Origin of the sequence: Caulobacter sp. (assembly GCF_039596335.1) — a bacterium.
Classification (GTDB): Bacteria; Pseudomonadota; Alphaproteobacteria; order Caulobacterales; family Caulobacteraceae; genus Caulobacter.
This window is the reverse complement of record NZ_JBCNJZ010000010.1, coordinates 199,163-211,254: the sequence shown is the minus strand read 5'-3', so window position 1 is coordinate 211,254 and position 12,092 is coordinate 199,163. Positions and strand designations below refer to the sequence as shown.

Genomic DNA, 12,092 nt, shown 5'->3' with positions numbered 1-12,092 from the left:
CATCGGAACCTTCCAACCCAAACGCAAGACGGGCGCTGGATTGCTCCAGCGCCCGTCCAGGTAACTCACGTCTCGAAGGCGATTAGCCGACCGAGGCGACGTCCACCTTGAAGCCCGGGCCCATCGTCGACGACAGACCAATGCGCTTCACGTAGACGCCCTTGGCGCCCGAAGGCTTCGAGCGGTTCAGAGCTTCGACCAGCGCCTTGACGTTGATGATCAGAGCTTCGTCGGTGAACGAGGCCTTGCCGATGCCGGCGTGGACGATACCAGCCTTCTCGACGCGGAACTCGACGGCGCCGCCCTTGGCGTCCTTCACGGCTTGACCGACGTTCGGGGTCACGGTGCCGACCTTCGGGTTCGGCATCAGGCCGCGCGGGCCCAGCACCTTACCGAGGCGACCAACCAGAGCCATCATGTCCGGCGACGCGATGACGCGGTCGAAGTCCATGAAGCCGCCGGCGATCTTTTCGTACAGGTCTTCGGCGCCGACGTGCTCGGCGCCCGCCGCGGTCGCTTCGGCCGCCTTGGCGTCCTTGGCGAAGACGGCGACGCGGACGTCACGGCCGGTGCCCGAGGGCAGGTTCACGACGCCACGGACCTGTTGGTCGGCGTGACGCGGGTCGACGCCCAGGTTGACCGAGATTTCGATCGACTCGTCGAACTTGGCCTTGGCGTTGGCCTTCACCAGGGCGATGGCGGCTTCGACCGTGTGGGTCGCGTCGCGGTCGCCGGTCCAGGCTTGGATGCGCTTGGGTTGCTTAGCCATGTGATTAGGCCTCCACGATCTTCAGGCCCATGGCCTTGGCGGAGCCTTCGATGATCTTGGCCGCAGCCTCGATGTCGTTGGCGTTCAGGTCCTTCATCTTCTTTTCGGCGATCTCGCGCAGCTGCGTGCGCGTGACTTCACCGACGGTCTCACGACCGGTCAGCTTCGCGCCTGACTTCAGACCGGTGATCTGCTTCAGGTAGTGCGTCGCCGGCGGCGTCTTGGTGATGAAGGTGAACGACTTGTCTTGGTAGACAGTGATCACGGTCGGCAGGGGCGTGCCCTTTTCGACGTTCTCGGTGCGCGCGTTGAACTCCTTACAGAAGCCCATGATGTTCACGCCGCGCTGACCCAGCGCCGGACCGATCGGGGGCGAAGGCGTGGCCGAGCCAGCCTTCACCTGGAGCTTGATGTAGCCCAGGATCTTCTTAGCCATAGTATCCTCACTTGTGAGCCGTGGTCCGGGCTTGGCGGCCCTCCCACGGATTTGATTTCGCGCCGAACCCTAGAAAAGGGGACGTAACGACGAACGCGCCCCAGAACCGAGATCCTGGAGCGAGGCGCGGCGTGTAGCAGGCCGCCCCCGGAGAGTCAAAGGCTTGCTAGGCCGCGTTCAGGCTCATCGCGCCGCCGATCCATTCGACCTGCGACTTGGCGCTGGCCTCTTGCGCCGCCGCCGCATTGCCCAGGGCCGCCTCGGCCTTGGACAGCACATAGTAGCTGTAGGGATCGCTGGGCCAGTCCGTCAGCAGGGCCTCGATCTTGGCCTTGGCCCCGGCGGCGTCGCCCTCGGCCAGCATGGCCGCGGCCAGGCTGCGGCGGGTGGGATACCAGATCATCGGCGGGTCGCCGCCTTCGGGGTGCTTGGCCTGGATCGTCGCGGCCTCGCCATAGGCGGCGCGGGCGCCGGCGAAGTCGCCGTCCAGCATGGCGGCGCGGCCTTCCAGCACCTTCTGGAACAGGTTGGCCACGTCCTTCTGGCGCGGCAGCATCTCGCCGGAGAACTTGTTGTCGGCGATCAGGCCGCCAATGGCCTTGGCCTCGGCGCGCACGGCGGCCGCGTCGCCCCGGCGAGCGGCTTCCTCGCCGCGGGCGTAGCGCCAGCCCACCCGCATCAGCGGCCGGCCGGCGTCGGGCTCGGCCAGCCCCGCCACCTGCTCGGCCGAGCCGAAGCGGCCGTACAGCGCATAGGCGTTGGCCGCCTGGACCTGGCGATAGACCACCGACTTCTCGTCTTCGGCCGCGGGCGCAGCGGCCAGGAACGGATAGGTCTGCATGTACCAGTCGGCCAAGGCCAGGCCGTCCTTGGCCCCGCCAGCCATCAGCGCCCCGCCCATGCCGAAGTGGATGTTATGGGCGTGCAGGCGCATGGCCTTGATCCCGCCCGGCGGCTGGGCCAGGCGCTCGTAACGCCGGTCCAGCGCCACGGCCTCGACATTGGACAGCATGGCGTCGCGATAGCGGCCCACCCGGTAGAAGGTGTGCGAGGGCATGTGCACCAGGTGGCTGGCGCCCGGCGCCAGCTTGGCCAGCCGCTCGCCATAGGCCAGGGCCCGGTGCGGATCGTCCGACCATTCGGTCAGGTGGATATAGAGGTGGATGGCCCCCGGGTCGTCCTTCTGAACGGACAGGGCGTGCTCCAGGAGGTCCATGGCCCGGGTCACGCCGGGGGCCGCCGCCTTGCCGTCCTTCCACCACGCGCCCCGGCTCTGCAGCATCCAGGCGTCGGCGGTGATGTTGGAGACGCCCACATCGTCGGGATGGGCCGTGGCGATGCGATCCATGGCCTCGGCGAAGCGTTTGCCGCGCGCCTTCTCTGGACCGGAATAGCGCTGGATCAGGGCGTCGATCAGCTGGCGCTGCATGGGGCTGGCGTCGGACGCCAGGGCCTTGGCCTCGCGCGCCACGCGCAGGCCGGTGGCGATCGAGGCCGCGTCATTGCCGCCGCCGTTCAGATTGGGCCCGATCGCCCAGGCCTCGCCCCAGGCGCACATCCCGCATTCAGGATCCAGCTGCCGCGCCTTGCGAAAGGCCCGCACGGATTCGGAATGCTCGAACGCCCAGCGCAGGCGCACGCCGTGATCGAACCAGGCCTGGGCGTCGGCATTCTTGGTGTCGACCTTGAAGCCGCCGGTCCCGAAGCCGTCGACCATCACCATGTTGGCGGTCGGCTGCACGTCGCCCACGGCGTCGACCCGCCCGCAAATCTGCAGCGCGCTGAGCATGGCCATCGGCGTGGTGGCGTCGGCGACCGCGAGCGGGGCCAGCAGCGCCAGGGCCGTCGTCGCGGCCAGCATCCGTTCCCGCATGGTGTCGATCCCCCTCGCCTGTTCTGGGCGGCGACTATCGCCCGCGTCGCGGCGGGCGTCGAGCTTGCGTCAGCGTCGGCCCAGTTTCCGCAGCGCCGCGCGCATGGCCACGGCCTGGGCGGCGGGCGGATTGGATGGGGGCTCTGGGGCCTTCGTCGCCTTGTCCAGGCGGCCGACGAAGTCCTCGATGACATCCAGCGGATGCTCGGATTTCGCCGCCTTCGGGACCGGGACCATCGTCGCCACCTTGCGGACCGTGGCGGCCATCTGCCCACAGGCCTTGGCCTTCTCGCGGGCCAGAGCGATCACGGCCGGATCGGTGCTGTGTTCCGCCAGGTCCCAGGCCGCGTCGAGGACGGCCATGATCTTGGCTTGCATCTGCGCGCACCAGTCGGAGGGGGACGGGGCGGCGGCGGTGGGGGCTTGGGTCTGGCTCATGGACGACAAGCATGAGGCCGCGCACGGAGGCGGGGATAAGAAACCTGCGCTTTCGCCTAAGCGACTGTCGGCACTGAGAAACGTGTGTTTCTAGGCGGGGATAGGCACGGAAATAGCGCCCCCTCCGGCCCTCCGGGCCACCTCCCCCGCGCGCGGGGGAGGATGAAGCTGGTCCTCCTCACCCGTGAAACGGGGGAGGTGGCGCGACGCGGATACGCGTCGTGACGGAGGGGGCGCTCCACCCCAACCCTGTGGATAACTTTCACCGTCGGCGACGCAGTCCCAGCCCCAGAAGCACCAGCAGCACCAGCGCCGCGCCCCCGCTCGCCGCCCCGCCCCAGCGCTCCTGCCACAGCACGCGGCGCTCGACCCGGTAGAGGCCGGGCTGGGCGTCGAAGGTGATCAGCGAGCCGCGCGAAGGGATCTCCTGGCCGTCGCGGGTCACGCGCCAGATCGGAAAGGCCGCCCGCCCCAGCGTAACCGGCCCCGAAGCCGTCACCGTGATCTGGTCGCCCCGGGGCAGACGGTCATAGGCCGAGACGTCGGCGGTCCGCTGCGTGCCCGAGACCCCCGCCGCGGGCAGGCCGTTCGGCAGATATTCCGGGGCCTCGTTGCGGATCGCCAGCACCGTGGCGAGGTCCGGCTGGGCGCGCAGGGCCACGGCGGCCTGGGCGATCATCATGGCGACCGGCACGACCAGCACGAGGCGGCCCGCCGACAGCGCCAGCCCCTTGGGCGGATGAGCCATGATGGCGGTGATGGCGGCGAACTCGACGACCACCAGCAGCCGCCAGGGAAACTGCGCCTTGGCCAGCAGCGGCAGGTCCCAGACGAACGGGATCAGGCCCAGGGCCGCCAGGGCCGCGACCAGGGTGACACACGACCAGACGCTGCGCGCCGGGACCGCCAACAGCATCCAGCCCAGGGCCGCCCCGGCGAATAGCGCCAGGTTCAGCAGCGACAGCCGCCACACGAACCAGCTGGCCGGCTGGTAATAGGGGCTCCACAGCAGGTCGGTGGAGATGTGGCCCTGCAGGGTCATGGCCGGCAGCCAGTAGATCGCGCTCAAGCCCGCCCCCAGCACGGCCGCCGCGATCCCGGGCGCAATGATCGACGGCGTCTTCACCGCCCGCCAGACCGCCAGCGGCGCGATCAGAAAGACGCAGGCCAGCAGCGCCGTCGGCAGGTGCGACAAGACGAGGCCCGCGAACGCCAGCGCCAGCACCACGACGCCCTTGCGGCGCGGCAGAAGCTCGATCCCCAGCGCGATCAGCGGCAGCCAGACGAACCCCGCCGCCTCGGCCAGGGCGCCGCGCACATAGAGATCGGCCAGGTGGTAGGGGGCGGCCATGTAGAGGATCGCGCCCAGCAGCGGCAGGGTCCCCCGCAGCCGCAGCCAAGCGTACATCGCCAGGCCCGAGCCCAACAGCAGGCCGAACGACAGCAGTTGCACGGCGCGCTGGGTCGACAGGCCCAGAAACTCCAGTCCGCCGGCGATCCAGTGGGCGAACGGCGCGTAGAAATAGAAGGTGGGACTGCCCAGCCCTGAGAAGCTTTCCGGGAACCAGCGCGGATAGAGCTCGCCGCGCGCGAAGCCCTCGGCGATCTGGCGGGTCCACAGCACATTATAGAGCCACGAGTGCGACTCGCCCGGCCCCCACAGGAAGCCCGGCGCGCACAGCACCACCGCGGCCAGCGCCAACAGGCCCAGCTCACCCTGCGTCCCGATCGGCTGTGTCAGTCCCCGCAAGGCGCCGCCCTCTTCGTCCCCGCCTGCACCTTGCGGCGATGACCTTAAGAATTCTCGCCTGACGCCAGGCGACAGCGCCCCCTCCGTCACGTCGCCTATCGGCGCCGCGCCACCTCCCCCGCAAGCGGGGCAGGATAGGAGCCGCTTCCTCCTCCCCCGTGAAACGGGGGAGGTGGCGCGCGAAGCGCGACGGAGGGGGCGCTTGCCTAGCCCACAAAGCAAAAGCCCCGCGCCTTGCGGGCGCGGGGCTTTCGAACTTTCGATCAGGCCTGAAGGATCAGGAGATCTTTTCGACTTGGGCGTATTCCAGCTCGACCGGCGTGGCGCGGCCGAAGATCGACACGGTGACGCGCAGGCGGGCCTTTTCCTCGTCGACCTGCTCGACCGAGCCGTTGAAGCTGGCGAACGGGCCGTCGATGACGCGGACATTCTCGCCGACTTCGTACAGGACGACGGTCTTGGGCTTCTCGACGCCTTCTTCGATGGCGCCGACAATGCGCTGGACTTCCTTTTCGGAGACCGGCATCGGCTTGGAGCCGCTGCCCAGGAAGCCCGTGACCTTCGGGGTGTTCTTGATCAGGTGGTAGGCTTCGTCCGAGAGGTTCATCTTCACCAGGACGTAGCCCGGGAAGAACTTGCGCTCGGCATTGACCTTACGGCCGCGGCGGATCTCGACGACGTCTTCGGTCGGCACCAGGATCTCGGAGAAGTTCTCCTCCAGGCCCTGGTTCTTGGCCTGCTCGCGGATGCTCTCGGCCACCTTCTTCTCGAAGTTCGAGTAGGCGTGGACGATGTACCACTTGTGGTTCGGGTTCGAGGCGGTTTCGGTGCTCATGGCTCTATCCTATGCCGCGGTCGCCAGCTTCAGAAGCTGATTCACGGCAAAGCCCAGGCCGCCATCGACGGCCATGAAGAACAGCGACGCGACCACCACCATGATGAAGACCATCACCGAGGTGATCCAGGTCTCCTTGCGGGTGGTCCAGGTGATCTTGCGGGCCTCGGCGCGGACTTCACGGAAGAACTGGACCGGGTTGGTCTTCTTCTTCGGCGCTGCGGGAGCGGCGGCGGTCGTCGCGCCAGCCCCGGCGGGCGCCATCGCCGCAGCCGTCTTGGCGGCGCGGTTCTTGATCGCGGACGGGCTGGATCCCGGTTTCCTGGCCATGCTCTTGGGGCTCACGACTTCCAAAAAGAACGGGCCGCAACGACCCGTCGGAAACTTATATAGTGGCAGGAGTGGGGGGACTCGAACCCACGACTTTCGGTTTTGGAGACCGACGCTCTACCAGCTGAGCTACACTCCTGCAGACCGACTACCCTTTCGGGCCGACGGACATCCGGTGACAGCTAGAGCGCCGATAGGCCGTGAAGCCTCGGCGCGCCATGTCCTGTCGCCAGAGCCGCGCCATTTAGCAGGGTCGCACCGGCGCGGCAAGCGGCGTGCGAAGGTTTGCGGGATTTGGTCGGCCTGGCTCAGTAAAATAGGGCTTTGACGCCCCTATCACCGCTCATCCCCGCGAAGGCGGGGACCCAAGCTGAGTCTCAAGATGGAGCGCAGGCCGCGCGAATCCTCAACGCCGCTTGGATCCCCGCCTTCGCGGGGACGAGCGGAGCTTGGGAATAGCGAGAAAGCCGACGATGCGGGATCGCACCACCGCCTCACGGCGTTATCGTTTCATGTCTGACGTCAGCTCCCCCAAGCCACACACTGACTCTCCCTCGGTTCCCAGCGCGACGTCGCAAGCGACGTCAGGCGGCCGCCCGTCGAATCGGGAGGTCGAGAACGAGAACCAGCGCCCCACGCGCCAGGACGGTCCGCCTCGCCCTGCGACCGAACCCGTCGGCGCGGACGACAGCACCCGTTCGCCGAAAACCCGGACCGATCCGGGCTCCGGCGAGGGCTGACGTATCTCTTTCTAAGAAGGTCGGCTTAGCCGGCCTTCTTGGCGTCTTTGCCATCGGCCGAGGCGGAAGCCGCCGGCGGCGCGCCGCACTGGATGCCCAGATAGGACCACTTCACGTCCGTCAGCTGACGGCCGCATTCAGTGTTCTTGCCGCGATCCGTGCCACGCAGCGAAACCGCCACGCCCTTGCTCAGATCAGGGGCCGGACTGGCCGTGCTGATGTCATAATATCCGCCGCCCCGCCCTTTCATGACGAGGCAGGAGGTGTTCTCGACGGGCCTTACACACCCGGACGCCGTGACGGGCGTACCTTCGACAACAACCTGATTGGCCTGCGCGACTTTCGTCTTCGCGCCGCCGTCACTGCAACCAGCCAAACCAAACGCTAACAGACCGGCCGCCGCGGCGGCCCCTATGAACCTTACCCGCATACGTTCCTCCGTATCGTTGGCTCCGCGAACGAAGCGAGAGGAAGTCTGCTCCTGGTTTCAAAGGTCGGCAATCACATTTTTGACAAGATCGAAAAACTGGTTCGCGGATTTTGACGAAAACGGAAAAATCATTTCACCACCCCCGCGTCAGCCAGGCTCGACCACTGCCAACGCCGCGTTTCCGCGCAATCTCGATCCCGCAGCTAGACCATGGCGCACCAGGCCATGCGGCGGAGATTTTCCGAAGTCGGCTTTAGACAACCGGCGTTGACTCCGCGGGACCCAACTCGCATGAGACGCGCGTCGCCCCAGGGCCGCGGCGGCGACCGCCCTCCCCGCGCCGTGCGCGCCAGATATTCAAGAGTTCAGATGACGGCCACCGCGATCGCCCCCACCGCCGCTCCTGTCAAGGAAGCCCCGTACTTCACCGAGAAGGTGCTGTGGGTGAAGCACTGGACCGACCGCCTGTTCAGCTTCGCCATCACCCGCCCCGCCAGCTTCCGCTTCCGCTCGGGCGAGTTCGTGATGATCGGCCTGCCGCCGCGCGAGGAACTGGGCGAGAAGAAGCCGGTGCTGCGCGCCTATTCGATCGGCTCGCCGCACTTCGCCGAGGAACTGGAGTTCTTCTCGATCAAGGTGCCGGACGGTCCGCTGACCTCGCGCCTGCAGCAGATCCAGGAAGGCGACGACATCCTGCTGGGCAAGAAGCCCACCGGCACCCTGGTGCTGGACGCGGTGCGCCCCGGCAAGCGCCTGTTCCTGTTCGGCACCGGCACGGGCCTGGCGCCCTGGCTGTCGGTCGCCCGCGACCCCGACGCCTATGCCCGCTTCGAGCAGGTGATCGTCGCCCACGGCGTGCGCGAAGTGCAGGAGCTGGCCTATCGCGACCTGTTCACCAGCGAGATCCACGAGGACCCGCTGGTCGGCGACGAGGCCAAGGCCCAGCTGGTGTATTACCCGACCGTGACCCGCGAGCCGTTCGAGCGCCAGGGCCGCTTCACCGACCTGATCGAGAGCGGCAAGCTGTTCGCCGACCTGGGCCTGGACAGCGTCAAGTTCGATCCCGAGCACGACCGCGCCATGCTGTGCGGCTCGATGGCCATGATCAAGGACACCGCCCACCTTCTCGAGGCCCACGGCCTGAAGGAAGGCTCCAACGCCGAACCCGGCGACTTCGTGATCGAGCGGGCGTTCGTGGGGTGATGCAGAGCAAAGTCCCTCTCTCCTATGAGAGAGGGTTTTGCAGGGATAGACCCATGACGTCCCTCAAGAACCTCACCGTCGAAGAGGCCCGCGCCCGGATCCTGCGCGGCGCGGATCGACTCGGCGTTGAAAGCGTCCCGCTGACCGACGCCATCGGCCGCGTCCTGGCCGCCCCGATCATCGCCAACCGCGCCCAGCCGCCGTTCGACGCTTCGGCCATGGACGGCTGGGCGATCCGGCGGGCGGACTACGCGCCGGGTAAGGCGTTTGCGGTCGCCGGCGAGAGCGCGGCGGGCAAGGCCTATCCGCAGGCGGTCCAGCCCGACCAGGCCATCCGCATCTTCACCGGCGCCCCGATCCCGGCCGGCGCCGATCTGGTCATCCTGCAGGAGGAGGCCGTCCGCGACGGCGACGCGGTCCGGTTCGAGGCCGGCGATGCGCCACGCGCCAACATCCGCGCCGCCGGCGGCGACTTCCAGGCCGGCGACCTGTTGCTCGAAGCCGGCGTCGTCATCGACCCCTGGCGCCTGACCCTGGTCGCCTCGGCCGGCTTGGCGGAGGTCCCGGTCGCCCGCCGACCGCGCGTGGCGATCCTGGCCACCGGCGACGAGCTGGTGCCGCCTGGAGCAGCGCCCCGTCCCGACCAGATCTTCGAGAGCGGCTCCTTCGCCCTGGCCGCCCTGATCCAGGCTTGGGGCGGTGACGCCTTCCGCCTGACCGCCGCGGCCGATGACGCCGCCGCCATCGCCGCGGCAGTGCAGCCCATCGACGCCGACCTGATCGTCACCATCGGCGGGGCCTCGGTCGGCGACCACGACCTGGTCAAGCCGGCCCTGAAGACCCTGGGGCTAGCGCTCGCCGTCGAGACCGTCGCTGTGCGCCCCGGCAAGCCGACCTGGTTCGGAACGCTAGGGGACGACCGCCGCGTGCTGGGCCTGCCCGGCAATCCGGCCTCGGCCCTGGTCTGCGCCGAGCTGTTCCTGCGGCCGCTGCTGGCGGCGCTGTCCGGCGGCGACCGCGAGGTCCGGCTGGTTCCGGCCGTGCTGAGCCATCCCCTGCCCGCCGGCGGTCCGCGCGAACACTGGATGCGCGCGACCCTGACGGTCGACGCTGACGGGCGAGCCGTCGCCACGACTTTCCCCGATCAGGATTCCTCGCTGGTCGGCGTCTTCGCACGGGCGGATGCTCTGGTTCGACGTTCCGTGGAGACCCCCGCGACCGGGACTGGAGAGGTCGTGGAGGTCCTGCCGCTACGCCGTATCTGAGGACGCTGCGTACAAAACTTCGGCCCTCAAGCTTCAACTGCGACGATTTGCCGTGCTAGGTACAGTTTTGACTCTACCCCGGTCCCGACCGCCTCCCAGGTTTGGCCCGGCCCACAGGCGCAAGAGGTTCCCTTGATCGGACATGTCGGCAAGATCGCGACGCACGTCCTTCTGGCCTGCCTGGCCCTGCTGGCCGGACGCTACCTCGTCATCGACATGCCGTTCACGCCCGACAGCCTGCTGCAGGCGGGGATGTACGCCCTGTCGGCGCTGATCGTCGAACTGCTGTTCCGGGTCGAGCGCGCGCCCTGGCGCTTCGTGTCGGCCAGCGACCACCTGCGCCTGTTCCGTTCGGCGGTGATGACCGCGGCGACCTTCATGGTGCTGACCCGCTTCCTGCACCCCGGCATCGACGGCGGCCTGCGGACCGTGGCCGGCGCCGCCCTGATCCAGGCCACCCTGCTGTCGGCCCTGCGCATCTTCCGCCGCAGCGTGCATGAGCGGATGCTGTTGGACTCGGTGCTGCGCCTGGGTCCCGCCTCGATGCTGCCCACCCTGCCGCGCCTGCTGATCGTCGGCTCGACCAGCGAAGCCGAAGCCTTCCTGCGCGCCCCCGCCGGCCTGGGCGAGCGCTATTCGCCCATCGGCGTCGTCTCGCCCGAGGACCGCGAGACCGGCGACGAGCTGCGCGGCGTCTGCGTACTGGGCTCGATCGCCCAGGTGGACGGCGTGCTGGGCCGGCTGCGCGACAGCGGCCTGTCGCCGTCTGCGATCCTGTTCCTGACCGACAGCGCCATGAGCACCTTCGGCGCCGAGCGCCTGGGCCGGCTGAAGGCCGAGGGCGTTCGCCTGCTGCGCCGCCACGGCGTGGTCGAGATGGGCGCGGCGGCCGCCGCCCCGACCCTGCGCGAGATCAGCATTGAGGAGCTGCTGAGCCGTCCGCCTGTACGCCTGGATCCCGAGCCCGTCCGCGCCCTGGTCGCGGGCCGCCGGGTGCTGGTCACCGGGGCCGGCGGCAGCATCGGCTCGGAGCTGTGCCGCCAGATCGCCGCCAGCGGCTGCGCCCAGCTGACCATGGTCGACGCCTCGGAATTCAACCTCTTCCACATCGACCGCGAGATCGCCGAGCGCCACCCGGCCCTGCCCCGCCGCGAGATCCTGTGCGACGTGCGCGACGCCCCGCGCGTCACCCGCGTCTTCGCCGACTTCAAGCCCGACATCGTCTTCCACGCCGCGGCGCTGAAGCACGTCACCCTGGTCGAGAACCACCCCTGCGAGGGCGTGCGCACCAATGTCATCGGCACCCGCAACGTCGCCATGGCCGCCAAGGCCTGCGGCGCGGCGCACCTGGCCCTGATCTCGACCGACAAGGCCGTGGCCCCGACCAGCGTCATGGGCGCGGCCAAGCGCGTGGCCGAGGCCGTGGCCCGCCAGTATGGCGGCGGCGGCGACATGCGCGTCAGCATCGTGCGCTTCGGCAACGTCCTGGGCTCGGCCGGCTCGGTCGTGCCGATCTTCCAGCAGCAGATCGCCCGCGGCGGCCCGGTCACCCTGACCGACGCCGATGTCGAGCGCTACTTCATGACCATCCCCGAGGCGGTGCAGCTGGTGCTGCGCGCCGTGGCCCTGTCGATGATCGCTACCGACGCCGACGAGGCCGGCGTGCTGACCCTGGAGATGGGCGAGCCGGTCAAGATCATCGACCTGGCCAAGCGGATGATCGAGCTGCAGGGCCTGACGCCCGGTCGCGACATCGAGATCAAGATCACCGGCCTGCGTCCCGGCGAGAAGCTGACCGAGACGTTGGTCGATGTGAACGAGGTGGTCCGCGCCAAGGCCCCCGGCATCATGGAAGCGGTGCGCATGTCGCCGGCCCCGAAGATCGCCGACGACCGCCTGGAGACCCTGGACGCCCTGGCCGGCGACGGCGACGAGGCCGCCGTCCGCGCCGCCCTGTTCGACCTGGTCGAGGACCTGCGCCAGACCGGCCCGTCCAAGGTCGTGAAGATCCGGGCGTCGTAGA

At 68.7% G+C, this 12,092-nt stretch carries 11 protein-coding genes, 1 tRNA gene and 1 pseudogene; 3 read left to right on the top strand and 10 right to left on the bottom strand.

The genetic code is table 11. From position 1 onward, the window contains the following. Nucleotides 1-82: 82 nt before the first annotated feature. The 10 genes and pseudogenes from rplA to ABDW31_RS21045 all read right to left on the bottom strand — a co-directional run bounded on the left by rplA (nt 83) and on the right by ABDW31_RS21045 (nt 7,601). Nucleotides 83-769 (bottom strand): 50S ribosomal protein L1, encoded by a 687-nt coding sequence (gene rplA, locus ABDW31_RS21090; RefSeq protein ID WP_184722381.1) that lies wholly within the window; start codon nt 767-769, stop codon nt 83-85. A gap of 4 nt (nt 770-773) precedes the next feature. Further along, on the bottom strand, nt 774-1,205 hold the full coding sequence (gene rplK / locus ABDW31_RS21085) for a 50S ribosomal protein L11 (RefSeq protein WP_058346464.1): 432 nt from the start codon (nt 1,203-1,205) through the stop codon (nt 774-776). 166 nt (nt 1,206-1,371) lie between these two features. After that, complete coding sequence (locus tag ABDW31_RS21080; protein WP_184722384.1) at nt 1,372-3,078, bottom strand: hypothetical protein; 1,707 nt, start codon at nt 3,076-3,078, stop codon at nt 1,372-1,374. Nucleotides 3,079-3,147: 69 nt separating this feature from the next. Next, entirely contained in the window at nt 3,148-3,516 is a 369-nt protein-coding gene (locus tag ABDW31_RS21075; RefSeq protein ID WP_184722387.1) for a hypothetical protein, read from the bottom strand. Between the two features lie 90 nt (nt 3,517-3,606). Then, nucleotides 3,607-3,773: pseudogene (locus ABDW31_RS21070) on the bottom strand (hypothetical protein). Nucleotides 3,774-3,778: 5 nt separating this feature from the next. Next, on the bottom strand, nt 3,779-5,266 hold the full coding sequence (locus tag ABDW31_RS21065) for an integral membrane-like protein (RefSeq protein ID WP_184722389.1): 1,488 nt from the start codon (nt 5,264-5,266) through the stop codon (nt 3,779-3,781). A 277-nt stretch (nt 5,267-5,543) separates the two neighbouring features. Continuing rightward, nucleotides 5,544-6,101, bottom strand: coding sequence for a transcription termination/antitermination protein NusG (gene nusG / locus ABDW31_RS21060; RefSeq protein WP_125159090.1), 558 nt, complete (start codon nt 6,099-6,101; stop codon nt 5,544-5,546). A 9-nt stretch (nt 6,102-6,110) separates the two neighbouring features. After that, a complete protein-coding gene (gene secE, locus ABDW31_RS21055; protein ID WP_184722392.1) occupies nt 6,111-6,431 on the bottom strand; it encodes a preprotein translocase subunit SecE in 321 nt (106 codons plus the stop codon). Nucleotides 6,432-6,494: 63 nt separating this feature from the next. Continuing rightward, a tRNA-Trp gene (locus ABDW31_RS21050) sits at nt 6,495-6,570 on the bottom strand. Nucleotides 6,571-7,196: 626 nt separating this feature from the next. Beyond that, nucleotides 7,197-7,601, bottom strand: coding sequence for a hypothetical protein (locus ABDW31_RS21045; RefSeq protein ID WP_184722395.1), 405 nt, complete (start codon nt 7,599-7,601; stop codon nt 7,197-7,199). A gap of 369 nt (nt 7,602-7,970) precedes the next feature. Here ABDW31_RS21045 and ABDW31_RS21040 point away from each other — a divergent pair, with 369 nt between their 5' ends. The 3 genes from ABDW31_RS21040 (at nt 7,971) to ABDW31_RS21030 (ending at nt 12,091) form a co-directional block, all read left to right on the top strand. Further along, nucleotides 7,971-8,804 carry a ferredoxin--NADP reductase gene (locus ABDW31_RS21040; RefSeq protein ID WP_184722398.1) on the top strand — a complete coding sequence of 278 codons (834 nt, stop codon included), beginning with the start codon at nt 7,971-7,973 and terminating at the stop codon, nt 8,802-8,804. A 53-nt stretch (nt 8,805-8,857) separates the two neighbouring features. Continuing rightward, entirely contained in the window at nt 8,858-10,069 is a 1,212-nt protein-coding gene (gene glp, locus ABDW31_RS21035) for a gephyrin-like molybdotransferase Glp (RefSeq protein WP_184722400.1), read from the top strand. A 135-nt stretch (nt 10,070-10,204) separates the two neighbouring features. Beyond that, a complete protein-coding gene (locus tag ABDW31_RS21030; protein WP_184724189.1) occupies nt 10,205-12,091 on the top strand; it encodes a nucleoside-diphosphate sugar epimerase/dehydratase in 1,887 nt (628 codons plus the stop codon). Nucleotide 12,092 lies beyond the last annotated feature (1 nt).

What these genes read in the sequence shown, in the direction of transcription:
- ABDW31_RS21040 (WP_184722398.1), top strand. Translation starts at nt 7,971, where the DNA reads ATGACGGCCACCGCGATCGCCCCCACCGCCGCTCCTGTCAAGGAAGCC.
- ABDW31_RS21075 (WP_184722387.1), bottom strand. Translation starts at nt 3,516, where the DNA reads ATGAGCCAGACCCAAGCCCCCACCGCCGCCGCCCCGTCCCCCTCCGAC.
- ABDW31_RS21045 (WP_184722395.1), bottom strand. Translation starts at nt 7,601, where the DNA reads ATGCGGGTAAGGTTCATAGGGGCCGCCGCGGCGGCCGGTCTGTTAGCG.
- nusG (WP_125159090.1), bottom strand. Translation starts at nt 6,101, where the DNA reads ATGAGCACCGAAACCGCCTCGAACCCGAACCACAAGTGGTACATCGTC.
- rplK (WP_058346464.1), bottom strand. Translation starts at nt 1,205, where the DNA reads ATGGCTAAGAAGATCCTGGGCTACATCAAGCTCCAGGTGAAGGCTGGC.
- secE (WP_184722392.1), bottom strand. Translation starts at nt 6,431, where the DNA reads ATGGCCAGGAAACCGGGATCCAGCCCGTCCGCGATCAAGAACCGCGCC.
- glp (WP_184722400.1), top strand. Translation starts at nt 8,858, where the DNA reads ATGACGTCCCTCAAGAACCTCACCGTCGAAGAGGCCCGCGCCCGGATC.
- rplA (WP_184722381.1), bottom strand. Translation starts at nt 769, where the DNA reads ATGGCTAAGCAACCCAAGCGCATCCAAGCCTGGACCGGCGACCGCGAC.
- ABDW31_RS21080 (WP_184722384.1), bottom strand. Translation starts at nt 3,078, where the DNA reads ATGCGGGAACGGATGCTGGCCGCGACGACGGCCCTGGCGCTGCTGGCC.